This window comes from Alcanivorax sp. REN37 (assembly GCF_041102775.1).
GTDB lineage: Bacteria > Pseudomonadota > Gammaproteobacteria > Pseudomonadales > Alcanivoracaceae > Isoalcanivorax > Isoalcanivorax beigongshangi.
In genome coordinates this window covers 1,509,367-1,531,861 of the sequence record NZ_JBGCUO010000001.1, presented here as the reverse complement: position 1 = coordinate 1,531,861, position 22,495 = coordinate 1,509,367, and the positions used below count along the sequence as shown (strand labels likewise).

Genomic DNA, 22,495 nt, shown 5'->3' with positions numbered 1-22,495 from the left:
TACCGTTGTCCCACTGTGCTTGGTAAGCCTCATCGCATCGCCCCCACCTTTGGGCGCGCCGGCGATGGACAGCCGCCGGGCACTGTTGATCATCTTGCAGCTGGACCAACCACCGAGTTTCTCCATGAACCGCGCCACCATTCACCGCGACACCCTGCAGGCTAACCAGGCCGGCTTCCTGCGCTATCTGCAGCAGCGCGACAAGCTGGCGCTGCTGCCGCAGGTGCTGGCGCTAGCCGCCGAGCAACTGCCGCAGCACCAGGAGCGCATCCCGCTGTTGCAGCTGCGGCGGTTCTACGACCAGGTTGCCGCCCTAACTGGCGATCCGTTATTCGGCATGGAAAATACCCGCTGCATCGAACTCGATCAGCTGCCGATGCTGACCACGCTGCGCTTGGCGCTGGACCAGGCCGGCATCCAGCGGCCGCCGCTGGCGTTGACGTTGCGGCTGCTGGCGCGCTATCTGCAGATCATCACCGAAGTGGTGCGCTGCACGGTGATTCCCGGCAACGCCAGCCTGCGTCTGCAGCTGCACCCGTTCCACCCGGATGCTGTGAGCCTGCACCAAATCGAAGGCACCACGACCGGCATTCTACGGATCGTCGAGGCCTTCAATGACGTGCAACCGCGCGCCATTTACTTGCCGCATGCTCGCGATGCCGAGCAAAGCGCCTATCTCGCCAGCATTTGGGGCGCCCCGGTGCATGCCGGCAGCGACCGCTGCGAGCTGTACTTCCAGCTGCCGCCGGCGACCCCATCCGCGCCACTGGAAACGCTGCTGCCACCGCTGCAGAAACTGCTCGACGAAAGCTTCCCCGAGCGCTCGTTGCTGGAGCGCTGCCAGCACCTGCTGGCCACCTCGCTCGGGCTTGGCGAACCGCGCCGCGACACCCTCGCGGCAGCATTAGGCATCAGTGTCAGCACCTTGCAGCGCCGCCTCAGCGAGGCCGGCACCAGTTTCGGTGTCGAGTTGGAGCAGGTGCGCAAACAGCAGGCGCAGCTACTGCTGCAGCGCAACTCGCTGTCCACCCGCGACGCCGCGTTTTTGCTCGGCTTCCAATCCAGCAGCCAGTTCTTCAAGGCGTTCAAGCAGTGGTTTGACCAGACTCCGGCGGAATACCGCGCCCGCCGCCAGCCATCGTGATGCCATCGCCGGCCGTGGCCTATCGCAGCGCCCTCGCCGCAGGCTTCCAGCCTGATCCCGGCCAGGCCGCTGCAGTCAACGCATTGGAGCAGTGCTACCAAGCTTTGCAGCAAGGAAAGTCGCCTCGCGGACTGTATCTGTGGGGGCCGGTAGGTCGTGGTAAAACGTGGCTGATGGACCTGTTCCACCACAATCTGCCGGTGCCAGCCCGCCGCCAGCACTTCCACCATTTCATGCGCTGGATCCACCAGCGCCTGCATCAACTGCACCGCCAGCCGAACCCGCTGCAGCAGTTAGCGGCAGAGCTGGCCGCGTCGGTGCGGGTGTTATGCCTGGATGAGCTTTACGTGTCCGACATCGGTGACGCGATGCTGCTCGGCGGCCTGTTCCAAGCACTGTTTGAGCAGCCGCTAACGCTGGTGGTGACCTCCAACCAGCCGCCGTCAGCCTTGTATGCTGGCGGCTTCAATTACGACCGCTTCGCCCCGGCCGTCGCCGCTTTGCAGCAGCACCTGCAACTGGTCGCCGTGGACGGAGACGCCGATCACCGGCTGCATCCGGCAGCACGGCTCCAGCGTTACTGGGTCGACGACGAAGCCGGTTTCATCGAGGCGTTCCGCCAGCGTGGCGGTACACCCGCCGCGCCGACCGCGCTGACACTGGGCGGCCGCCAGCTACCGGTGCAGCAATGCCGGGGCGATCAGCTGTGGTGTGATTTCAATGCGCTGTGCGAAGCGCCCTGGGCCGCACAGGATTACATCCAACTGTGCGACGACTGGGCCGGCATCTGGCTCAGCGCCCTGCCTCCCCTCGGCGGCACGCCCCAGCCAATGCGCATTGCACGCGGCACCGAAGACGGCGCCCAGCGGGTGGCGGCCGGCGATCGGCAGCTGCCGGCATTGGCGCCCCGTGACGACAGCGTGCGCCGTTTCATTGCGCTGGTGGATGAGTGCTATGACCGCGGCCGGCCGCTGTATCTGAGTGCGTCGGTACCGCTGCCGCAGCTGTACAACGACGGTCACCTGACCTTTGCCTTCCGCCGCACCCTCAGCCGCTTGCTGGCGATGCAGCGCGCCGACTACGGGGAGTGACGCCAGTCCGGCTGGCCGGCGGCCAGTGCCACTGCCTGCGGCAACCGATCCGGCAATACTTCCAACGCTTGCTGCCAGTCTTGCTGGCTTTCCAACACCGCTATCACCTCCGGCCACGGCTCGGCCCAGATCCCAGGGAAGTCATGCTCGCCCGGCTGCTGCAGCGCGAACGCCAACTGCTCTTTAGGCGGCACAAAAGCAGCATCGACGCCGGGCTTATTACCTCGCGCGTCAATGCGATACCAGCCATGGCGCGGCAGATACACCGCATTCAGCCCGTGCAGGCAAAACTGGTCGCGGCCAGGCGCCAACCGCAAACGCTGGTAGCACAGCCCCGCTGGCAATCCAGCCGCGCGCAGTAACGCCGCCAGCAGATGGCTCTTGGCGTAGCAGTAACCGACCCGCTCCGCCAGCACTTCGCTGGCGGTACAGGTCACCGGATTACGGCGCACGTCGACGCAATGATCGATCTGGTCGCGCACAAACAGAAAGCACTGCTCGGCGGTGGCCCGTGCATCGCCCGCCACCCGCAGCGCCTCGGCCTGGGCACGAATGGCCGGATGCGCCACCTCGATCACCCGGCAGCCCGCCAAATAGGGCGGCAACGCCGGATCAGGTTTCATTGTGTTTGTGGCGCCACTTCAAGCGGTACACGTCGTGGCGGCGGTCACGCAGGTTGGTCACTGAGCCTTCTTTGTTGAGCAGCTTAAGGGTTTCCAGGTCCACATCGGCAAATACCAGCATTTCAGTGTTGGCCACCGCCTCAGAAATGATGGCGTCGTGGGGGAAGTAGAAATCGCTCGGTGAAAACACCGCCGACTGCGCGTACTGGATATCGACGTTGTCGACCCCGGGCAACACTCCGCAGCTACCGGAAATCGCCACGTAGCATTCGTTCTCGATGGCGCGTGCTTGGGCACAGTGGCGCACGCGCAAGTAACCGTTTTTAGTGTCGGTCCAGAACGGCACGAACAGGATTTCCATGTCTTGCTCGGCAAGGATCCGGCCCAACTCGGGGAACTCTACGTCGTAGCAAATCAGAATGCCGACCCGGCCGGCGTCAGTTTCGAACACTTGCAGCTCGTCACCGCCCTCAATGCCCCAGTCGCGGCGTTCGCCCGGCGTGATGTGGATCTTGCGCTGCTCTTCCACGGTGCCATCCCGGCGGCACAAGTAGGCAATGTTGTAGACGTTGCCTTCTTCGATCAGCGGCATGGAGCCGGCAATGATGTTGATGTTGTAGCTCACCGCCATGTCCGACAGCGCGTCACGAATCTGGTCGGTGAAGCCGGCCAGGAAACGGATCGCTTCAATCGACGGCAAATCACGGTCAAGCCCCATCAACGGCGCGCTGAAGAATTCCGGCAGTAACGCGAAGTCGGCGCGGTACTCGGCCATGGCATCAACAAAGAACTCCACTTGGCTGAGCAGGTCCTCCACCGAATGCACGGTACGCATGCGACGCTGCACCACACCGAGCCGCACCAGTGTCTTGCTCACATAGCCTTCGTCGTCGTCCGGCTCCGGCATGTAGAGAATGTTGTCCCATTCCAGCAGCGTGGCGTAACCGCGTGAATCTTCGTCTTCCGGCAGGTAGCGTTTCAGCAGTCGCTTGACGTCGAAGTCGTTGGCCAACTGGAACGACAAAATGGGGTCGTATATTTTCTGGCGCTGCACCTGCTCGATGTATTCCAACGCGGACATCTGATCCGCGTGGCGGCCGTAGCCCGGCAACCGACCACCGGCAAGAATGGCCCGCAGGTTTTCCTCACGGCACAGCTCCTTGCGCGCCTCATACAACCGCCGACCGAGGCGGTAACCACGGAATTCCGGGTGCACAAATACATCCAGTCCATACAGCGCATCGCCGTCGTCATCGTGGGAGTGCACTTGGCTGTCAGTGATCAGGTCTTCGTAGCGGTGCGGGTTGGAGAAACGGTCGTATTTCACCTTGATGGTCAGCGCTGCCGCCACCAATTCGTCGTTATCGACAATGCCGAGCTGGCCGTCCGGGAACAGCTCGATCAGTTCCTTCACCGTGTCCATCGACCAAGCGCCGCCGATATCGGCGTAGACAATGTCCATCAACGCCGCAAGGTCCGGGTAGTCCGCCGCAGTCAGCGGCCGCAGGCGCAGCTTTACGCTATCTTCAGCCATGGCATCCTCGGTTTATTCAGTGGGGGGAGTGAAAGGCAATCAGCCAGTGGCGATGGCGCTCGTGCAGCGCATCCACCGGGCTGGGGTACAATGCCACGCCATCGGGACGCAGAAACAACGTCGCGCCGCCGTTCAATTGCACGCAACCGGCCAGCTGCCGCGCTACGTAGCCCTGCGCTGGCAACCAGGTTGGCGCCAATGCCGGCGGAAAAGCAGCGTGCCCGATCACACCATTGCCGAGCGGATCATCCACATAGTCGGCGGCGCGGTACAGCACCACCGCCGCGGCATCGATCACCAGCGCTTTATGGTCGTGGAAGAGAAGCAGGTTGGCGGGACCGCGGCCGGGCCGTTCGATCAGCCGAGTTAGGCGGATGACGCTGTCAGACATGGCGGCATGATACCGGGACAGAATTGAACATGGTTGCAAAGATCCGTAAACAGCAGTGGGTCATCCTCACCGGCGCTGGCATTTCTGCCGAGTCCGGCATCGGCACTTTCCGTGACAGCGGCGGCCTCTGGGAACGCCATCGTATTGAAGATGTGGCCACCCCGGAAGCCTTCCTGCGTGCGCCCAGTCGGGTCCATGATTTCTACAACGCGCGCCGCGCCCAGCTGGACGACCCGGCCATTGCCCCCAACGCGGCTCACTGGGCGCTGGCACGGCTGGAAGCGGCCCTGCCAGACCAGGTGCTGCTGGTCACCCAGAACGTGGACGACCTGCACGAACGCGCCGGCAGCCGCAATCTGATTCATATGCACGGTGCGCTGCGCAGTGGCCTCTGCCGCTGGTGCGACCATCGCTTTGCGGTGGCGGACAGGCTCAGCGTCGACCATCAGTGCGGCGCCTGCCAACGTAGCGCCGGCCTGCGACCGGACATCGTCTGGTTTGGCGAGATGCCCTATGAGATGGACCGCATCCATGCCGCCCTCGCCCGCTGCACTCAGTTCGTCAGTATCGGCACCTCCGGCCATGTGTACCCGGCCGCCGGCTTTGTCGATGTGGCACGCGACGCAGGCGCCGACACGCTGGAATTGAATTTGGAACGGTCCGAGATCGGCAACCGTTTCCATCACCACATCGCCGGACCCGCGAGCAAGACGGTGCCAGCCTGGGTGGATCGAGTTCTGCAATCGCAGTGACAGCCGGGGCTCGGTTTCACGCCCCTGCCCTTTGGGCTATATTCCCTACCCTCCCCGAACGGCAAGGAACCTTTGATCGCCATGGCGCAAGAACAAGTGGATGACCTGAACATCGAATCACAAACGCTGCTGATCACGCCGCGGGAATTGAAGGCCAAGCTGCCGCTGACCGACAGCGCACGCAACACCGTGGCCGCCGGTCGCAATGCGGTGCGCGACATCCTCGACCACAAGGATCACCGCCTGTTCGTAGTGATCGGCCCGTGCTCGATCCACGACGTCAAAGCGGCCCACGAATACGCCGACCGCCTGAAAGCGTTGGCCGACGAAGTCAGTGACACGCTGCTGCTGGTACTGCGCGTGTACTTCGAAAAGCCGCGCACCACGGTGGGCTGGAAGGGGCTCATCAACGACCCCTATATGAACGACACCTTCAAGATCGAAGACGGCCTGCACATTGCCCGCCAGCTGTTGGTGGACATGGCTGAGAAAGGCCTGCCGACGGCCACCGAAGCGCTGGATCCGATCACTCCGCAGTACTTGCAAGACCTGATCACCTGGTCCGCCATCGGCGCGCGCACCACCGAGTCACAGACACACCGGGAAATGTCCTCCGGCCTGTCCAGCCCGGTGGGCTTCAAAAACGGCACCGACGGCAGCCTGGAAGTGGCCATCAACGCCATGCTCAGCGTGCGCAGCCAGCACCGCTTCCTCGGCATCGACATTGATGGCAAGACCGCCATCACCGTCACTCGCGGCAACCCCTACGGCCACGTAGTGCTGCGTGGCGGCGGCGGCAAGCCGAACTACGATTCAGTGTCGGTGGCGCTGGCCGAACAGGCGCTGGAGAAAGCTAAGGTGTCTACCAACATCATGGTTGACTGCAGCCACGCCAACTCCAACAAGGACCCGGCACTACAAACGCTGGTGCTGGAAAACATCACCAACCAGATCCTTGAGGGCAACCGCTCCATCGTCGGCCTGATGGTGGAATCCAACCTGCGCCACGGCAACCAAAGCATTCCGGCGGACTTGTCACAGCTGGAGTACGGCGTGTCGGTCACCGACGGCTGCATCGGCTGGGACGACACCGAGCAGTCGCTGCGCACCATGGCCGAGCGTCTGCGCCACGTGCTGCCGCAGCGCATGGCCGCGCAAGACTGAGTATCCAGTTCAGGGCTTCACCCTTGCGGGCGCCTCAGGGCGCCCGCAATGCGTTGCGCAACACCGCAAACACTCGCTCATCGTCACATTGGCTGACATTGAAGCGCATGAACTCCGCCGCCCGCAGTGCCGGACTAAAGGCATTGCCCGGCGCCAACACCACGCCCTGCTCCAGACTGCGACGCGCCACCGCTGCCGCATCACGGCCGTGTGGCAACCGGCACCACAAAAACATGCCCGCATCCGGCCGCAACCATGGCGTGATGCCAAGCGCCGCCAGCCGCACCAGACACTGCTCCCGCCGCTGCGCCAAACGCTGGCGCACCTGCTCCATGTGCCGCGCGTAACCGCCATCCGTGATCGCCGCCAGCACCAGAGCGGCCGCCAACCGATTACCCCCGAAGCCGGTGGCAATGTGCACCTCCAGCAGTTGCTGCAACCATTCCGGCCGCGCTGCGATGTAGCCGCACCGCACCGAGGCCGACAGCGTTTTCGAAAAACTGCCGGTCTGAATCACGCGCTGCAGACCATCGTAGGCCGCCAGCCGTGGCGCCGGGCTGAGTTCGAAATCGTGGAAAATATCGTCTTCCACAATCACCAGCCCTGCCTGCTCCGCCAGCAGCAACACCCGGTGCGCCACTGCCGGCGACCAGCGCGCACCGGTGGGATTATGCAAGCCGGAATTGGTCAGATAGAGCTTCGGTTGGTGGGCCTGCAACGCCGCTTCAAACGCTGGGAGATCGGGCCCCTGCGGAGTGAAGGGCACCCCTATCAGGGTCACGCGGTGGGCACTGAGCAGGGTATGGAAGTTGAAGTAACAAGGGTCGTCCACCAACACCACATCCCCGGGCGACAGAAACACCCGCGCGATGAGGTCCAGTGCATGGGTGCCGGAGTCGGTCAACAACAACTGCTCAGCCGCCGCCTCGACACCACTGTGGGCCAAGCGCCGAACCAATACTTGGCGCAGTGCGGCACTGCCTTGTGGCGGCGCGTAATCGGCCAGTTCCGCGCCATTGCCGCGGGCCAGACCACGCAACGCACGGCGCACACCGATTTGGTACAGCCAGTCCGGCGGCAGCCACCCGCAGCCCGGCTTGAGTAAAGCGGGATCCGCTTCCAGCGCTTGGCGCGATAACCACAGCGGGTCTAGGTCCGGCGCTCGCGGCGGTCCTTGCGGCGCCAGTTTCAGTGGCGCCACCGCCGTGGCGGCCACGTAGAAGCCGGCGCCCGGCCGAGACACCAAGCGCCCCTGCGCAACCAGGCGCGCGTACGCCTCCACTACCGTCGATGCTGATACCGCCAAGGCCTTGGCCTGGGCGCGCACCGACGGCAGACGGCTACCTGGTGGTGCAGTACGGCAAGCAATACGGGATTCAATATCGTCGATCACGCGCTGCACGCGCGGGCTGTTACCTGACATGGCCTCATCACCGTACTGGTTAGTTATCCAAACAGTTCGGCAAAAGTGTATGGCTCCGTATCTGGGACCACCAGCGTCGTTGTTCTTCAATGGCAGCTCCCAACAGGAGCGCCCCATGTCCCCAAACCAACTTGGCTGGCTGCAAGGCAGCCTCGGCATGCTGATCTTTGCCGGGTCACTGCCGGCCACTCGCATCGCGGTACTCGATCTAGCGCCGATGTTGCTGACCAGCGCCCGGGCGGTGATTGCCGGCCTGTTGGCGCTACTGTTGTTGGCGGTGCTGCGACCACCGCGCCCGCGGCGCAGCGAATGGCCGGCAGTGGCACTCACCGCCGTGGGGGGTGTGATCGGCTTTCCGTTACTCACCGCTCTGGCACTGGAAACCATCAGCGCCACCCGCGCGCTGGTATTTGTCGGACTGCTGCCACTATGCACCGCACTGTGGGGCCAATGGCGCAGCGGCGAGCGGCCGGGCACGGCATTTTGGCTATGCGCCGTGATCGGCAGCGCCTGCGTCAGTGGCTACGCCCTGGCCAGCGGCGAACCCGGCCACCGGCTCGGCGACGGCCTGATGGTGGCCAGTATTTTGCTCTGTGGCATGGGTTACGCGGAAGGCGCCAGTCTGACGCGCCGGCTAGGCGGCTGGCAGGTCATTAGCTGGGCGCTGGTAGGCGCCTTGCCACTGATGGCGCTGTGGCTGCTGCTGAGCTGGCCCACACAACCGCTGGCGTGGTCAGCGGGCGCGATCTGGAGTCTGCTCTATGTGTCGGTGTTCAGCATGTTGGTAGGTTTCATCTTCTGGTACCGGGGGCTGGCACTGGGCGGCATCGCTGCCGTGGGTCAGCTGCAGCTGTTGCAGCCCTTCATTGGCATGGCGCTGGCAGCGCTGTTGCTCGATGAATCGATCAGTGCCGGCATGCTCGCCGCCGCCGCGGCCGCCGCCGTGTGCGTCGGCGCCGCCAAGCATATGGCAGCACGGCAGCGCTGACACGGCATCGGCTTACGGGTGATGTCAGGAAGGTTCAATAGGGAAAACACCGCGCGGAGCAATTCCGGTGAGACCGCCGCCACATGAAGGCCCGGCTAACAGCCCAACCGTGACAATCACTGCGCGATGCGAGTTAAGCGAGGGTCAGAAGGTACCCAATAAAAATGACGCGCCGTCGCTTTCCACCCACAGCGACGTTTCGTCGTCTTGCTCGCGCGGCTGCGCCCATTCCACCAACTGGTAGAACACATTGCGGTGCAGCCGCGCGTTGAGGCCGCCACGCACATGCAGGTAAGGACGCGGCTCGCCGTCTTCGGTCAGCTCCACCCACAGCCGGTGCTCCGGCCCGGCAATCACGGCATCGCCACTGAGGGTGGTGAACAGCAGACGCGGACCTTGCTCGCCCGTCAGTTGCTCCACCGTCACCGCCATGAACGGCGCGTCGTCCACCTCGATCAGCAGCCGCTCGGCCGGGGTCACCAGCACAATGCCGTCGTCGTCGCGGCGCAGAATCGAAGAGAACACCCGCACCAAGGCGTCGCGGCGAATCGGTTCCCCTTCGTGGTACCAAGTGCCATCCACCGCGATGCGGATGTCGATGCGGCCGTTATGCGCCGGGTGCCAGCGGTCCACCGGCGGCAAACCGCTGCCGCCCTGCTCCGCTTGTGCCACCAGCGCGGCCAGCCGCGCCTCGCGCTCAGTCATCACGACGTCCACGCTGACCCTTGTTGCCCATGCGGATGCCGACATTGATGAGGAAGTCAGTGAAGTCCTCTTTGTCATCGATGTACTTCTGGTAGAACGGCGACTCCATCAGCCCCACCGCGCCGTGGGCCAGCGCCCACGCCAAGGCGATGTGGTAGTACGGCGGCACCGGTTCCAGCGTATCCGCCTTCATGCCTTGCTCGATGGTGCGCACCAGGCTGTCCAGGTTCTTGGCTCGGATGGTGTGCAGCTTGTCCACCAGTTCCGGTACCGCTTGCTCTTTAATCACCTTGTTCTCGAGGCGATCGAACAGCTGGTAACGGCGTGGCTGCTGAATGCGGAAGCTGAAGTATTCGCGCGGCAACCGCTCACGGTCGTCCTCTCCGTCGATGCTACGGAACAGCTCGGCCAGGTCTTCCTCATAGCGGATCATCAGCAGCAGGTAGATTTCGTTCTTGGTCTCGAAGTGCTTGTAGATGGTGCCTTTGCCAATGCCCACCTGGTCAGCGATCATCTCCACGGTGACACGGTCCTCACCGTGCTCCAGGAACAGTGCCAACGCCGCGTCAAGGATTTCCCGTTCCCGCTGGCGAAACTCTTGAGCCTTGCGCGCTGCCTTTTCCAAGTCACCCATGTGACACCTTCTCCTTGTACCGTCTGTGCTTCCCCGCGGAACAGAAAACGGGGCGGTCACTAGGGTAAGGCGTTTGAAATTCAAAGAAAATGGCTGTTGCGACCAGCTGTCTGCTGCAGCCGGGTGCGAGGCCGCCAAGGAGTGCCGCCATGACCGACCATCGCCATGAATTTCCGCAACATCCGCAGTTGCTGTACCTGAACCACGCGGCGGTATCGCCATGGCCGGCACGCACCGCCCGCGCGGTGGCGGAGTTCGCCGAGCAGAACCTACTGCAAGGCGCCGCTGATTATCCGCAGTGGCTGCAGGTAGAGCAGCGCCTGCGCCAGCAACTGGCGCAGTTAATCAATATCGACTCTCCCAATGACATCGCGCTGGTGAAGAACACCTCTGAGGGCCTGTCGATGATTGCCATGGGCCTCGACTGGCGCGACGGCGACGAGGTGGTGATCAGCGACGAGGAGTTCCCGTCCAACCGCATTCCCTGGGAAGCGCTGGCTGCGCGCGGCGTATTTACCCGTGTGGTCGCGCTCGGCGGCGCCGATCCGGAAGCCGAACTGATTGCCGCACTGGGTCCACGCACCCGTCTGCTGTCGATCAGCTCGGTGCAGTTTGCCAGCGGCCGCCGGCTCGATCTCGAGCGTCTCGGTGACGCCTGCCGCCGCCATGGGGTGCTGTTCTGCGTCGATGCGATCCAAAGCCTCGGCGCCCAGCCGTTTGACGCGCAGGCCTGCGGGGCAGATTTCGTAGTCGCTGATGGGCACAAGTGGATGCTCGGCCCGGAGGGACTGGGCCTGTTCTACAGCCGCCCGGCGGCCCGCGATCAACTGGCGCTGACGCAGTACGGTTGGCACATGGTGGAAGATGCCGGCAATTATGACCGCACCGACTGGCAACCGGCCGCCAGTGCGCGCCGGTTCGAATGCGGCAGCCCGAACATGCTCGGCATCCATGCGCTATCGGCCAGTCTGTCGTTACTGCTGGAGGTGGGGTTGGAGCACGTGGCGATGCACATCGAATCACACGTGCAAGCATTACAAGACGGTCTCGCAGGCCACGGCCAATTGTGCTCCCCGAGCGATCCGGCACGCCGCGCAGGCATTTTGGTATGGCGGCCGGACGGTGATCTACTCGCCGCCCACCAGCGCGTCACCGCCGCCGGTCTGATCTGCGCTCGACGCGGCGGCGGCCTGCGGTTGTCTCCGCATTTCTATCACGACCCATCAGTCATCGACCGCGTGCTGCGCATCCTGCTAGCATAGCCACCATGAGCGCACCGCATTCCTCCCCCAGTACTTTCTCCGAGTGGCTTGATGCCCAGCATCCGCACCATGGCCCCCGGTTGTCCGACTTCGACCGCGTCCGCGAACTGGTGCGGCCTGGAGACGTGTTGCTGATCGACGGCCGCAGCCGGTTGGATGCGCGCCTGCGCCGCATCCTGCAGACGCGCTGGACGCAAGCCGCGCTGTACTTGGGGCGGCTAAAGGATCTGCGTGATCCGTCGCTGCGCGCCACGGTCACCGAATACCTGCCCTGTGAACCCGACACACAGTTGATCCTGCGTGCCCTGCCCCATGGCGGCATCCAGTTGCAGGTGTTGCCGGAGTTGCAGGGTGAGCATCTGCGCCTGTGCCGGCCCCGCGGCCTGGGTGAAGAGGATGCCCAGACCGTGATCCGCTATGGTCTCAGCCGACTCGGTGTGGTCAGCCGACTGCGCTGGCCAGAGGCGCTGTTCCTGATGTTGCCGTGGGGATTACTGCCGGAACGCTGGCGGCGCCCACTGCTGATGCGTTACGCCGGCCGCATGCTGCGGGCACTGAACGGCAGCACCATTGGCGAAGCGTTTTCGTTCATCCAGTTCCCGGTGCTGCCTCTCGTGAAGCGCACCGATACTGACATTTCTCGGTTGTACCGCCGCCACCCGCGGTTGTTCCTCGCCAGTGACTTCGATCACTCGCCCTACTTCGACGTGGTGAAGTACCCGTTTGTCGACCAGACCGACGAGCGCCAGATGCGGCTGTTGCCGTGGAAAGGCAGCCTCGGCGTACTGGATGACGCCCGTCGCCAGACCGACGCCCCCCAGTTCAGCGATCAGCCGTCCGAGTGACACGGGCGCCGCTTGGCGGCGGCGCAGTGATCGGCCTGCCATTCGCACGCCTTGATGAACAAGCGGAAGAAGTTCTTGCGGGTCGCGCTGGCCAGCTCTGCCGGGCTGATACCTTGCAGCGCCGCCACCGCCTGCGCCACTTCGCTGACAAAACGCGGCTCGTTCTGCTTGCCGCGGTAAGGCACCGGCGCCAACCACGGCGAGTCGGTCTCGATCAGCAGCCGCTCCAGCGGCAGTGCCCGCACCACGTCACGCAGCGCGTCGGCATTGCGGAACGTGACGATGCCGGAAATAGAAATGTAGAAGCCAAGCTTGATCGCCGCCTCAGCGGTGGCTAGATCCTCGGTGAAGCAGTGCAGTACGCCGCGCACCTTGCCGCCACCGTACTCGCGCAACATGGCCAGCGTGTCCTCCCGGGCGCCCCGGGTGTGCACGATCAGCGGCAAGCCAGTTTCACGGGCCGCCAAGATGTGCGTGGCAAAGCGCTGCTGCTGCTCCTTCGCATCCACCGGGTCGTCGAGATAGTCGAGCCCAGTCTCGCCGATGGCGACCACCTTGGGATGCGCCGACAGCGTTTTCAATTCCATCAGCGTAGCGGCTTCGGCATTGCGGTACAGCGGATGCACGCCGACGCTGGCGAACACCTGCGGCCAGCATTCGGCCAACTGCCGTACCTGCGGGAAACTGGCCAAGTCGACGCCGATGCACAGCATGTGCGACACGCCCGCCGCAGCGGTGGCGGCCATCAACGCATCGAAATCGCCGCCATAGGCATCCAGTTTCAAGCGATCAAGATGGCAATGTGAATCGACCAATCCCGTCAGGGACGGCGATGGCACAGCAGTCATGGTCTCTGTCCGTTCAGCTACATGGTGTGGGTCGGCCGATCTGACTCCAAGGAGCCCGCCAGACAAGCCTCGATAGTACGCTGCGCGGTATCGTCCTGATCGGAAAATTGCACGCCGATGCCGGCGCTCCGTTGCCCTTGCGCACCCTTCGGGGTGATCCAGACCACCCGTCCAGCGACCGGAATTTTTTCCGGCTCATCCATCAGCGTCAACAGCAGGAAGATTTCCTCACCGAGCTGATAGTCGCGGGTGGTTGGCACAAACAACCCGCCGTGTTTCAGATACGGCATATAGGCCGCGTACAGCACCGCCTTGTCCTTGATGTTCAGTGACAGGATGCCACTGCGGCCACCGGGCATTTTCATCACTCTTCCCCTTACGTCAATGTGGTGCGTCCGTGCCCCCGCACGGCGCCCCTTATCCACCCCTGCCGCCGATCCCCATCGACCGCAGCGGCGTGATTCACAGCTGCGCCACCTGTTCGATGCCGGCCAACACCAACATCAACTGTTCGAGCAGCAGATCCTTGTTCGGGTTGGCGCCAGAAGCATGCAGCCGGCGCGCCCGCACCAACGCCTCGGCAAACGCCAGCAGTCGCGCCTGTGGCACCTGTGCCAACGCCGCCAGTGGCCCACGCAGTTGCGGGTCATCGACGCCCGGCAGACCGTTGGCTTGACGCAGTGCTTGGTGGACCCAGCCGTGGCACGACGCCAGCCAGTCAGCCACGTCGCTCGGATTAAGCTGGCGCGCCGCGCTGACGGCACTGATTTCGCCCAGTGCAACGCGGTGCAGTACCGCAACCGCTTTACCACGAGCGGCAAACCCATCGCTCTGTTCCAGCGCTAACGCTTTGATCGGTGCCCCACCCGCAGCGGTCAGCAGCGCCTGCGCCGGCGTCATACCGCCCACTTGCGGGGCCAGCCATTCCAGCGCCAATGCCTCATCCGGGGTACCCAGCCGGCGCATCTGGCAGCGACTGAGCACGGTAGGCAGCAACGCGCTAGTGCGGTAACTGACCAACAGCAGCAGCGTCTGCGCGCCCGGCTCTTCCAGCGTCTTCAGCAGCGCGTTCTGAGACGCCCGATTCATGGCTTCCGCCGGCTCCAGCAGCACCACCCGGTAACCGCTGTATTGTGCCGTGCGGGCGCTAAATTCCACCACTTCGCGCACCTGGTCGATGCGGATCGCCTTACCGGTTTCCGCTGGCGCTACCCGCAGCAAGTCTGGATGGGTGCCGGAGGTGCTCAGATGACAACCTTGGCACTCACCGCAGGCCAACCCGCCGCGCGGCCGCTCACACAACAGCCATTGCACCAACGACTGCGCCAACTGCAAGGCGCCAGTGCCGGCGGCGGCGCTGAGCAGTAACGCATGGGGCAGACGCCCTTCCTGCTGCTGGGCCTGCATCTGCGCCAGCGCCTCGCGGTGCCACGGGTTCGGAGCTTGAATCGCGGCACTCATTGCGGCCCCCAGCGGCGCAGAGCTTCGGCCAGCAACTCTTGCACCTGCTGCTGCACTTGTTTCAGCGGCGCGGCGGCCTGCACGGTACGGAAGCGTTCCGGTTCCGCCGCAGCACGGGCCACATAAGTGGCGCGCACCCGCTCGAAGAAATCCTGTTGCTCTTGCTCAATACGATCCAGCGCCGCGCGTTGACGGGCGCGGGCCAAGCCGTCCGCCACCGGCAAATCAAACAGCAACGTCAAGTGCGGCCGCAGCCCGCCGAGCACGGTCTGCTCCAGTGCGCCGATCAGCGCCGACGACAACCCGCGGCCACCGCCTTGATAGGCATAAGTGGCATCGGTAAAACGGTCACACAGCACCCACTTCCCGGCGGCCAAGGCCGGCTCAATGACCTGCGCTACATGCTGGGCGCGAGCGGCGAACACCAAACACAGCTCAGTGGCCGGTGCCAGCGGTTCATCGCCAGCGTGCACAAACAGGGTGCGAATCTGCTCTGCCAGCGGCGTGCCGCCAGGCTCACGAGTACAGACCACCTCGACGCCCTGCCCGCGCAGCCACTCCGCAGCCCAGAGCAGGTTGCTGCTTTTGCCAGCCCCCTCGCCACCTTCGAAGGTGATGAAACGGCCGCTCATGGGCTCACCTCCGCCGGCGCCGGGCTGGAGCGGTAATCGTCACGGCGATTGAGCTGGAAGCGCCGCACTGCCTGTTCGTGATCGCGCAGGCTGTTGGTGAATTCGTGGGAGCCGTCGCCGCGGGCAACGAAATACAAAGCTTTGCGGTCGCTAGGATTCAGGGTCGCCACGATCGCTGCCGCACCGGGCATAGCGATCGGCGTCGGCGGCAAGCCGGCGATCTGGTAGGTGTTGTAGGGGGTGAACTCACGCAAGTCGGCACGGCGAATGCGGCCATCGTACCGCTCGCCCATGCCGTAGATGACGGTGGGGTCGGTCTGCAAACGCATACCGCGCTGCAAGCGGCGCACAAACACCGCAGCGATGTCAGCCCGCTCGCTGGGTACACCGGTTTCACGCTCAACGATGGAGGCCATGATCAGCGCCTCATACGGCGACGCATAGGGCAGCCCCTCTGCGCGACTCGCCCAGGCGTTGTCCAGCAGCTGCTGCTGGCGTGCCAGTGCGCGACGCAGCAGCGCCAAATCGCTGTCACCACGGGTATAAAAATAGGTATCCGGTGCAAACCAGCCTTCCGGGTGCTGCCCGGGGCGCTCCAGCGCTGCCATCAGCTCGGCGTCACTGAGCGCGGCACTGTCCTGCCGCAGGCCATCTGCCGACGCCAACTGCCGGCGCCAGTCGCGGAACGTGCTGCCTTCTACAAAGGTCAGCGCACGCTGCACCACATCACCCCGGTTCAGCGCCGCGATCAGCTGTTGCAACGACATGCCCGGTGTCAGCCGGTATTCGCCGGCGTGAATGCGGGCGGCGTCAGGTTGCTGTTTCAGGTACAGCCGCAGCGCCCAACGTACCCGGCGCTGGTGCAGGCCGTCGCCGAGCAGACCGTCGGCGGCCAGCCGGTTGACCACCGCTGACAGATGGCTGCCGCGCGGCACTTCCAACGGACGTTGCTCGGCCAGCGGCAACGGCGTACGCAGTGCCTCGCCCAACCAGCCAGCACCGAGCGGCAGTGCTGCCAGCGTCAGCACCACCAGTGCGCCGAGCAGCACAAGCAGGGTTTTCTTCATTGAAAAAGCTGTTCCAGTTCAGACTGAAGTGCCCGGGTGGTGGTGCCCACCGGCCAGGACCAGCCTGCCAGTGTACGGACCGGCATGATTCCAGCAACACTGTTGCACACCAACACTTCATCGGCGGTCGCGAAAACCGATAGATCACGGGGATCCTGCGCCACCTCACCGAGCTGCTCCAGCAGCCAGCTGCGGGCCACACCGGCCACCCCAGCCTGGTCCAGCGACGGTGTCCACCACTGCTCGCCGTGGCGCACGAACAAATTCATGGCGCTGCACTCGACCACCCAACCGGCGCTATCGCAGAGTACGCCTTCATCCCAACCCGCCGCGGACACTTCCGCGCGTGCCAAGACCTGTTCCAGACGGTTGAGATGCTTGAGGCCGGCCAGCGCCGGTTGGCGCGCCAGTTGCAGCGAACACAGGCCGAGCTTCACGCCCTGCTCGCGCAGCGCGACGGCAGGCGGTTGCAATGGATGCAGTCGCGCCCACAGCTGTGGCTGCAAAGACGCGGGGCGGGCGTAGCCGCGCCCACCCTCGCCGGCGCTGAGGATCAGTTTCAGCACCGCTGGGCGGTCGCAGCGCGCCAGCGCTTGTTCCAGTGCCTGGTCCAACCGTTGCGCCATCAGCGGCAGTCCGAGCCGCTGGGCGCCGGCCAGTAGCCGAGCCCGATGAAAACGCCACAGCGGCGCGCCACTCGGCTGCAGCCTGAGCGTCTCGAACAGGCCATCGCCATAGGCCAGCGCCCGGTCACGGTCACTGGGTGTTGGTGTCCAGATCACCGCGTCGGCGGAGTCCACTCAGACCTTGCGCAGCAGCAGTGAGCTGTTGGTGCCGCCGAATCCGAACGAGTTAGACAGCGCATACTCGATCGGCTTCTGCTGGGCGGTGTGGGCGACGAAGTTCAGGTCGCAGCCCTCATCCGGATTGTCGAGGTTGATGGTCGGTGGCAGCACACCATCACGCAGCGCCAGCATGGTGAAGATGGCTTCTGCGGCGCCCGCAGCCCCAAGCATATGGCCGGTCATCGACTTGGTGGAACTCATGGCCAACTGATTGGCCTGTTCGCCAAATACCTGGCGTACCGCTGCCAGCTCGGCCAGGTCGCCAATCTTGGTCGAGGTGCCGTGGGCGTTGATGTAGCCCACTTGGTCGGTATTGAGCGCGGCGTCACGCAGCGCGTTGCGCATGGCCAGCGCCGCGCCGGCACCGTCCGGCGGCGTGCCGGTGATGTGGTAGGCGTCACCGCTCATGCCAAAGCCGACCAGCTCCGCATAGATCTGCGCGCCACGGGCGCGAGCGTGCTCGTATTCCTCCAGCACCACCACGCCGGCACCGTCAGCCAGTACGAAACCATCGCGATCGCGGTCCCACGGGCGGCTGGCACGGCCCGGTTCATCGTTGCGGGTGGACAGCGCTCTGGCCGCAGCAAAACCGGACATCCCCAACGGGCTGGAGGCTTTCTCGGCACCGCCGGCCACCATCACTTCGGCGTTGCCGTACATGATCTGCTGGGCCGCGATACCGATGCTGTGGGCGCCGGTGGTGCAGGCGGTGACCAGTGCGAAGTTGGGGCCGGTGAAGCCGTACTGGATCGACAGGTTGCCGGAAATCATATTGATGATGTTGCCGGGCACGAAGAACGGCGATACCCGGCGCGGACCACCTTCCAGCATTTTGCGGTGGTTTTCTTCGATACCGGTGAGGCCACCAATGCCGGAACCCACCGCCACGCCAATGCGGCTCGGATCGATGCCGGCATCCGCAATGCCAGCGTCGCGGATCGCCTGAATACCGGCCACCATGCCGTACTGGATGAACACATCCATCTTGCGTGCTTCCTTGGAGGAGAAGTACGCATCCAGATCAAACTGCGGTACCAGCCCAGCAATCTGGGTGGACAAGCCAGCGGTATCGAAATGGTCAATGGTGCCGATGCCGCTCTCGCCCGCCACCAGACGCTGCCAGGTGCTGGCCACATCTGTTCCAAGCGGACTCAACAGCCCGATTCCGGTCACCACAACACGACGTCTGCTCACTGCCTTTCCTCCGAGGATGGATCTTGCCTGGCGCGCGAGTATACGCAAAAAGCGTCCCGCCCCCGCCGCGACTTTGTGTCAATTGATGAGCGCCGGCGCCCGCGCCGGACAAAAAAAACCGCAGGCCCACGCTGGTGAGCCTGCGGTTTTTCGTTGATCTGGCAGAAGGGCCGGATCAGGAAGCGTGTTGCTTCACGTAGTCGATGGCAGCCTGCACGGTGCTGATCTTCTCGGCTTCCTCGTCAGGAATTTCGGTTTCGAATTCCTCTTCGAGAGCCATCACCAGCTCCACGGTGTCCAGCGAGTCGGCGCCCAGGTCTTCCACGAAGGATGCTTCTGCCTTGACGTCTTCCGGCTTCACACCCAGCTGTTCGATGATGATCTTGGCGACTCTTTCTTCAATGCTGCTCATGATCCTGACTCTCTCCTGTTTTGGTGTCAGTGCACCTCAGGCGGCTATTCTAGGGGAACGCTGTTTGACCATGCAAGCAATCCCCCCAGCCCCTGAACGTGCGTTTGTTGCGAATTATTCGCCTTGCATTTCAAAGACCTGGAACCACAGCTTTGCTGTAGTCAAAAAGCTCAACCGGTAAACATGCCGCCATTGACGTGCACCGTGGTGCCGGTGACGTAGGCGGCGCCGTCCGAGGCGAGCCAAGCTACCGCGCTGGCCACCTCGCTGGCCTCACCTAAACGCGCCAGCGGAATACTGCCCAACAGCACTTCACGCTGGGCTTCTGGCAGCGCATCGGTCATGTCGGTGCGGATGAAACCCGGCGCCACGGTGTTAACGGTGATCGCCCGAGAACCCAACTCACGCGCCACGGCCCGGCTAAACCCTTCCACCCCACCCTTGGCAGCGGCGTAGTTGGCCTGGCCCGGGTTACCCATCACGCCCACCACCGAGCTGATGTTGATGACACGGCCCCAGCGCGCCCGGGTCATGCCTTTCAGGCAAGCGCGGGTGACACGGAACAGGGCGCTGAGGTTGGTGTTGATCACCTCATCCCACTCCTCGTCTTTCATGCGCAGCATGATGTTGTCGCGGGTGATGCCGGCATTGTTGACCAGCACCAGTGGCGTACCGAAGCGTTGCTGGATCTCAGCCAAGGCAGCGGTGACCGAATCGGCATCCGCTACGTTCATCACCACGCCGCCGCCGGCATTGCCGGCCGCTGCCAGCGTTTCACCGATACGCGCGGCACCGGCCTCGGTGGTGGCGGTGCCGACCACTACGAAACCCGCGTCGGCCAACGCCGCAGCAATTGCCTGGCCAATACCACGTGACGCACCAGTGACCAGGGCCACACGGGCCGTGCTTTGCTCAGTCATGCCATCTCCTCAATCGACCGCTCAGCCGTTGGGCGTTTCCGCCATCAGCGTATCGCGGTTTTCCAGGGCCACCACTTCGACAGCCCGATCAATGCGTTTCACCAGTCCGCCCAGTACTTTGCCCGGACCGCACTCATAACCGCGGGTGACACCTTCAGCGGCCAGCTTCTGCACCACTTCCACCCAACGCACCGGCGCGTACAACTGACGCACCAGTGCATCTTTGATGCGTGCGGGATCGGTTTCCACCGCCACATCGACATTGTTCACCACCGGTATTTCCGGAGCATGAAGACGGATACCCTCCAACACCTGCGCCAACTGCTCGGCAGCCGGATGCATTAGCGCACAGTGAGACGGCACGCTGACTGACAGCGGCATGGCGCGTTTAGCACCGGCCGCTTTGCACGCGTCCACCGCGCGAGCGACCGCCGCCGCACTGCCGGCAATCACTACCTGGCCCGGCGCGTTGAAGTTGACGGCCTCGACCACGTCGCCGTCAGCCGCGGCAGCACAGGCAGCGCGCACGGCATCATCATCCAGACCGAGAATCGCGGCCATGCTGCCCTGCCCTTCGGCCACCGCGGCCTGCATCAGTTGTCCGCGCCGCTCCACCAGTCGCACCGCGTCACCAAGGCTCAGCGCACCGGCACAGCACAGCGCGGTGTATTCGCCCAGGCTATGCCCCGCCAGCCATTGCGGGCGGTGACCCCCACGGTGCAGCCACAGTCGCCACAGTGCCACACCGGCGGTCAACAGCGCCGGCTGGGTGCGGTCGGTGCGACCGAGATCGGCCTCCGGCCCATTCTGCACCAGCGCCCAGAGGTCGTACTCCAAGGCCCCGGAGGCTTCATTGAAAGTGTGCTGCAACACCGCTTCGTCCGCGAAGTCGGCCAGCATGCCCACGGACTGCGAACCTTGGCCGGGGAACAGGAATGCACTCTTGGTCATCGAAATCTACTCCGTCACTGCAGGGCGCGGCGCATTATGCAATGACTCTCCAGTCTGCGCCTGCGCCGGTTGCAACAAATTCTTATGGGGTTTCCGGCGATGACGCCGCCAAGGCAGACTGGATCAGCGCCGGCACGTTGCGCTCAGCCTCCTGCAGCGCCACCCGCAGGGCAAACAGGAAGCCTTTTTCGCCGGCGCCGCCGTGGCTCTTCACCACCACGCCATTGAGGCCCACCAGCGAGGCGCCATTGTAGCGTTCCGGATCGAGCCGCTGCTTGAGGCCATTGAGGATCGGCAGTGACGCCAACCCGCTCAACTTGCGCCACCAGCTCTGATTGATTTGCTCACGGATCACATGGGAGAACATGCCGGCCACGCCTTCCATGGTTTTCAACGCCACGTTGCCGACAAAGCCGTCACACACCACCACATCCGCCTCGCCGGCAAAGATGCCGTTACCTTCAATGAAGCCGGTGTAATGCAGTTGCGGATGGGCCTGCAACTGGCGAGCGGCGTCTTTGATCAGCTCGTTGCCCTTGATGTCTTCCTCGCCGATGTTGAGCAGTGCCACCCGCGGCTGCGGCTGCCCCAACGCTCGCGCCAGGGCCGAACCCATCAGAGCGAACTGCAGCAGATGCTCCGCCTCGGAATCGACGTTGGCGCCCAGATCAAGCATGTGGCAATGGCCGGTTTGGGTAGGAATTGCGGTGCAGATCGCCGGGCGTTCAATGCCCGGCAGCGTTTTCAGCACAAAGCGGCTGACCGCCATCAGTGCACCGGTGTTGCCGGCGCTGACCATGGCTTGAGCACGGCCTTCTTTTACCTGGTTCACCGCCACCCGCAGCGAGGAGTCTTTCTTGACCCGCATCGCGACCGCCACCGGGTCGTCCATCAACACCACATCATTGGCCGGCACCACCTGCAGGCGCGGGTGGTCGCTGAGCTGGTGCTGGGCCAGGGCTTCGGCCAGCGGTTCAGGCTGGCCCACCATCAATATCCGTACACCGGCATGTTCGGCCAGCAGCGCCTTCACCGCCGGCACTGTCACCGGCAGGCCGGCGTCGCCGCCCATTGCGTCTACGGCCAAAGTCAGATCGGCCATGGAGTCTCCTCAGTGCGCCTTCGCATCGCTATTCCCGCTGTCGACGGGCGGCCAGTACAGCCGCGCCGGTTCGGCACCGGGATCAAATACCACCAGCCCATGATCGGCCGCCAACGCACACAGCCGCTGGCGCGCCGCCTCGGCGCAGGACCAAGCAAAACCCAAAACGGCTGCGTCGCTGTCGACACAGTAGTCGGTCAATCGTTCTTCTTCCTGTGCCGCACACAGCATGGCGGCAATACCGGCATCGAAATGCGGACCTGCAATCGGCGGATACAGCCGGCGCAGCCTGGCCAACAAGGCGGCCAAGGCGGGCACCGGCTCGCCGCCATCCTGCACCGCAGCCATACGCTGGTGCCAGCTCGGATCAGTGGCCGGCCGCCGCTCGGACGGCGGCAACAGCACCATCAGGGGATAACTCATGGAGTGGGTTTCTCCCGCGCCGCTCAGGGTGGGCTAAAGGTAGGAGCTTGGGGACAGACTGACAACGAAAAACGGGAGCCGCAG

Annotated in this window: 25 protein-coding genes; 7 read left to right on the top strand and 18 right to left on the bottom strand. The window is 64.1% G+C overall.

The annotated features are described in order from the left end of the window. Positions 1–124 precede the first annotated feature (124 nt). Together AB5I84_RS06885 and zapE are read left to right on the top strand one after the other, a co-directional pair. Positions 125–1,144, top strand: coding sequence for a helix-turn-helix transcriptional regulator (locus tag AB5I84_RS06885; RefSeq protein ID WP_369455122.1), 1,020 nt, complete (start codon positions 125–127; stop codon positions 1,142–1,144). Next, on the top strand, positions 1,144–2,235 hold the full coding sequence (gene zapE / locus AB5I84_RS06880; RefSeq protein ID WP_369455121.1) for a cell division protein ZapE: 1,092 nt from the start codon (positions 1,144–1,146) through the stop codon (positions 2,233–2,235). The genes AB5I84_RS06885 and zapE overlap by 1 nt, the downstream gene beginning before the upstream one ends. Here the strand turns inward: zapE and AB5I84_RS06875 are convergent. The 3 genes from AB5I84_RS06875 to AB5I84_RS06865 are packed head-to-tail and all read right to left on the bottom strand — an operon-like array spanning position 2,223 to position 4,783. Beyond that, positions 2,223–2,858 carry a transglutaminase domain-containing protein gene (locus tag AB5I84_RS06875; RefSeq protein WP_369455120.1) on the bottom strand — a complete coding sequence of 212 codons (636 nt, stop codon included), beginning with the start codon at positions 2,856–2,858 and terminating at the stop codon, positions 2,223–2,225. The genes zapE and AB5I84_RS06875 overlap by 13 nt on opposite strands. Next, positions 2,848–4,392 carry a GNAT family N-acetyltransferase gene (locus tag AB5I84_RS06870; protein WP_369455119.1) on the bottom strand — a complete coding sequence of 515 codons (1,545 nt, stop codon included), beginning with the start codon at positions 4,390–4,392 and terminating at the stop codon, positions 2,848–2,850. The genes AB5I84_RS06875 and AB5I84_RS06870 overlap by 11 nt, the downstream gene beginning before the upstream one ends. A 16-nt stretch (positions 4,393–4,408) precedes the next feature. Beyond that, the gene (locus AB5I84_RS06865; protein ID WP_369455118.1) at positions 4,409–4,783 is read right to left on the bottom strand and encodes a hypothetical protein; all 375 of its coding nucleotides are present in this window, start codon (positions 4,781–4,783) and stop codon (positions 4,409–4,411) included. Positions 4,784–4,812: 29 nt separating this feature from the next. On the opposite strand from AB5I84_RS06865, the gene cobB reads away from it, so the two are divergent. After that, positions 4,813–5,535, top strand: coding sequence for a Sir2 family NAD+-dependent deacetylase (gene cobB, locus AB5I84_RS06860; protein WP_369455117.1), 723 nt, complete (start codon positions 4,813–4,815; stop codon positions 5,533–5,535). Positions 5,536–5,616: 81 nt separating this feature from the next. Continuing rightward, the gene (locus AB5I84_RS06855; RefSeq protein WP_369455116.1) at positions 5,617–6,699 is read left to right on the top strand and encodes a 3-deoxy-7-phosphoheptulonate synthase; all 1,083 of its coding nucleotides are present in this window, start codon (positions 5,617–5,619) and stop codon (positions 6,697–6,699) included. Between the two features lie 34 nt (positions 6,700–6,733). Here the strand turns inward: AB5I84_RS06855 and AB5I84_RS06850 are convergent, their stop codons facing one another. After that, on the bottom strand, positions 6,734–8,122 hold the full coding sequence (locus AB5I84_RS06850; protein WP_369455115.1) for an aminotransferase-like domain-containing protein: 1,389 nt from the start codon (positions 8,120–8,122) through the stop codon (positions 6,734–6,736). 115 nt (positions 8,123–8,237) lie between these two features. On the opposite strand from AB5I84_RS06850, the gene AB5I84_RS06845 reads away from it, so the two are divergent. Then, positions 8,238–9,110 (top strand): DMT family transporter, encoded by an 873-nt coding sequence (locus AB5I84_RS06845; protein WP_369455114.1) that lies wholly within the window; start codon positions 8,238–8,240, stop codon positions 9,108–9,110. Positions 9,111–9,254: 144 nt separating this feature from the next. Here the strand turns inward: AB5I84_RS06845 and AB5I84_RS06840 are convergent, their stop codons facing one another. Both AB5I84_RS06840 and AB5I84_RS06835 read right to left on the bottom strand, forming a co-directional pair. Further along, positions 9,255–9,815, bottom strand: a complete 561-nt coding sequence (locus tag AB5I84_RS06840; RefSeq protein ID WP_369455113.1) for a DUF1285 domain-containing protein — start codon at positions 9,813–9,815, stop codon at positions 9,255–9,257. Further along, entirely contained in the window at positions 9,808–10,449 is a 642-nt protein-coding gene (locus tag AB5I84_RS06835; protein ID WP_369455112.1) for a TetR/AcrR family transcriptional regulator, read from the bottom strand. The genes AB5I84_RS06840 and AB5I84_RS06835 overlap by 8 nt, the downstream gene beginning before the upstream one ends. Before the next feature lie 149 nt (positions 10,450–10,598). Between AB5I84_RS06835 and AB5I84_RS06830 the strand changes: the two genes are divergently transcribed. Continuing rightward, a complete protein-coding gene (locus AB5I84_RS06830) occupies positions 10,599–11,711 on the top strand; it encodes an aminotransferase class V-fold PLP-dependent enzyme (RefSeq protein WP_369455111.1) in 1,113 nt (370 codons plus the stop codon). A 5-nt stretch (positions 11,712–11,716) separates the two neighbouring features. Then, on the top strand, positions 11,717–12,556 hold the full coding sequence (locus AB5I84_RS06825; RefSeq protein WP_369455110.1) for a hypothetical protein: 840 nt from the start codon (positions 11,717–11,719) through the stop codon (positions 12,554–12,556). On the opposite strand, the gene AB5I84_RS06820 is transcribed toward AB5I84_RS06825, so the two are convergent. From AB5I84_RS06820 to AB5I84_RS06765, 12 genes are all read right to left on the bottom strand, one after another. After that, positions 12,541–13,404: a TatD family hydrolase gene (locus AB5I84_RS06820; RefSeq protein WP_369455109.1), complete on the bottom strand. Its 864-nt coding sequence runs from the start codon at positions 13,402–13,404 to the stop codon at positions 12,541–12,543. The two genes, AB5I84_RS06825 and AB5I84_RS06820, sit on opposite strands and share 16 nt — an antisense overlap. A 17-nt stretch (positions 13,405–13,421) precedes the next feature. Continuing rightward, on the bottom strand, positions 13,422–13,769 hold the full coding sequence (locus AB5I84_RS06815; protein WP_369455108.1) for a PilZ domain-containing protein: 348 nt from the start codon (positions 13,767–13,769) through the stop codon (positions 13,422–13,424). A 97-nt stretch (positions 13,770–13,866) separates the two neighbouring features. After that, positions 13,867–14,865, bottom strand: a complete 999-nt coding sequence (locus AB5I84_RS06810) for a DNA polymerase III subunit delta' (RefSeq protein ID WP_369455107.1) — start codon at positions 14,863–14,865, stop codon at positions 13,867–13,869. Beyond that, on the bottom strand, positions 14,862–15,497 hold the full coding sequence (gene tmk / locus AB5I84_RS06805; protein ID WP_369455106.1) for a dTMP kinase: 636 nt from the start codon (positions 15,495–15,497) through the stop codon (positions 14,862–14,864). Before tmk ends, AB5I84_RS06810 begins: the two co-directional genes overlap by 4 nt. Further along, positions 15,494–16,564, bottom strand: a complete 1,071-nt coding sequence (gene mltG, locus AB5I84_RS06800) for an endolytic transglycosylase MltG (protein ID WP_369455105.1) — start codon at positions 16,562–16,564, stop codon at positions 15,494–15,496. Before mltG ends, tmk begins: the two co-directional genes overlap by 4 nt. Then, entirely contained in the window at positions 16,561–17,364 is an 804-nt protein-coding gene (gene pabC / locus AB5I84_RS06795) for an aminodeoxychorismate lyase (protein ID WP_369455104.1), read from the bottom strand. Before pabC ends, mltG begins: the two co-directional genes overlap by 4 nt. Further along, entirely contained in the window at positions 17,365–18,603 is a 1,239-nt protein-coding gene (gene fabF / locus AB5I84_RS06790) for a beta-ketoacyl-ACP synthase II (protein ID WP_369455103.1), read from the bottom strand. It lies immediately after the preceding gene. A 175-nt stretch (positions 18,604–18,778) separates the two neighbouring features. Further along, positions 18,779–19,015 (bottom strand): acyl carrier protein, encoded by a 237-nt coding sequence (gene acpP / locus AB5I84_RS06785; protein ID WP_369455102.1) that lies wholly within the window; start codon positions 19,013–19,015, stop codon positions 18,779–18,781. A 170-nt stretch (positions 19,016–19,185) separates the two neighbouring features. Beyond that, positions 19,186–19,935, bottom strand: coding sequence for a 3-oxoacyl-ACP reductase FabG (gene fabG / locus AB5I84_RS06780; protein ID WP_369455101.1), 750 nt, complete (start codon positions 19,933–19,935; stop codon positions 19,186–19,188). A 21-nt stretch (positions 19,936–19,956) separates the two neighbouring features. Further along, positions 19,957–20,886, bottom strand: coding sequence for an ACP S-malonyltransferase (fabD, locus tag AB5I84_RS06775; RefSeq protein WP_369455100.1), 930 nt, complete (start codon positions 20,884–20,886; stop codon positions 19,957–19,959). An 82-nt stretch (positions 20,887–20,968) separates the two neighbouring features. Then, positions 20,969–21,988 (bottom strand): phosphate acyltransferase PlsX, encoded by a 1,020-nt coding sequence (plsX, locus tag AB5I84_RS06770; RefSeq protein WP_369455099.1) that lies wholly within the window; start codon positions 21,986–21,988, stop codon positions 20,969–20,971. Between the two features lie 9 nt (positions 21,989–21,997). Continuing rightward, positions 21,998–22,411 (bottom strand): hypothetical protein, encoded by a 414-nt coding sequence (locus tag AB5I84_RS06765; protein WP_369455098.1) that lies wholly within the window; start codon positions 22,409–22,411, stop codon positions 21,998–22,000. Positions 22,412–22,495 lie beyond the last annotated feature (84 nt).